This is a genomic window from Gloeocapsopsis crepidinum LEGE 06123 (genome assembly GCF_015207655.1).
Lineage (GTDB): Bacteria > Cyanobacteriota > Cyanobacteriia > Cyanobacteriales > Chroococcidiopsidaceae > Gloeocapsopsis > Gloeocapsopsis crepidinum.
In genome coordinates, this window is the sequence record NZ_JADEWN010000144.1 from 1 (window position 1) to 1,158 (window position 1,158).

Annotated in this window: 1 protein-coding gene; it reads left to right on the top strand. The window is 37.7% G+C overall.

All coding sequences use genetic code 11. The annotated features are described in order from the left end of the window. The first annotated feature begins 286 nt into the window (after positions 1 to 286). Positions 287 to 1,054, top strand: coding sequence for a glycosyltransferase (locus tag IQ230_RS26225; RefSeq protein WP_228055480.1), 768 nt, complete (start codon positions 287 to 289; stop codon positions 1,052 to 1,054). Positions 1,055 to 1,158 lie beyond the last annotated feature (104 nt).

The following is a 1,158-nucleotide window of genomic DNA, read 5'->3' on the forward strand; positions in this document are numbered from 1 at the left end:
CTGATTGAGGTGTCACCTTGTGTGTATGCCTTAACTATTTTTTCTCGCAAGTCGAGCGAGTACGGTTTCATTAGACTTCATTTGTGTACTCCTCTTACTGTACCTCATAAACTTGCAATAGGCTGTATCTGCTAAAAAACCAAAAAGATAGTCATAGTAGCTGAATCATCATTAGTTAGCATTTGTTTACTTTCTCAGAAAAATCTCATTTACTTCTTAAAGAGAAATCATTTTGCTGGGGGAAGAACTTGGTATTTTCCTAGCAGCAGTACAAACTAGAAAAATCATGATTTCTCAGGTTGATAGCCAAGGTGTCGATAGACGCCGAGGCGTGCGGCGATTGCGAGTAGCAACTTTGGTACTTGTAGGAATTTTCACTTTATGCGCAGTCATAGTTACAGCCTGGTTTACAGGTGAAGATAGAGTTTCAGAAATTTTTGCACAAATTCAAGTGCTGCAAGAAAATCCTCCAATGTGGCTTGCAGTACCTATGGTTATGGGTGAGTATTTATTAGCCCCTACAGTAGTACTTTTTTTGATAGTTTTTATAGTCACAAAAATATCTCCTCAACCGCGTGTTTGGGCAAGACGGTTAGTTGTGGGAATTTTGCTAATCTTGACAATGCGCTATATTTTATGGCGATCGCTTTCTACTTTAAATGTTGCCGATCCGTTAAATGGTGTATTTAGCTTAGGATTATTTTTTTTTGAAGGACTGATATTACTCAGTGGTACTATTCAGTTATTTTTAATGCTAAATGTGAGCGATCGCCACAGCGAAGCCGATCAATGCTCCTTATCTGTTATTGATGGTAGTTTTACTCCTACAGTTGATATTCTCATTCCGACTTATAATGAACCTGAGTTTATTCTTAAGCGCACAATTATTGGATGCCAAGCCTTAGATTATCCATTCAAAAAAATTTATTTGCTTGATGACACTAAACGTCCAGAAACCAAAAAGATAGCTCAAAATCTAGGTTGTGAATATATTACCAGACCTAATAACAACTATGCCAAAGCAGGAAACTTACAGCCTATTGCAAGTTTATGAGGTACAGTAAGAGGAGTACACAAATGAAGTCTAATGAAACCGTACTCGCTCGACTTGCGAGAAAAAATAGTTAAGGCATACACACAAGGTGACACCTCAATCAG

Coding starts and splice junctions, on each gene's coding strand:
- IQ230_RS26225 (WP_228055480.1), top strand. CDS start 287: ATGATTTCTCAGGTTGATAGCCAAGGTGTCGATAGACGCCGAGGCGTG.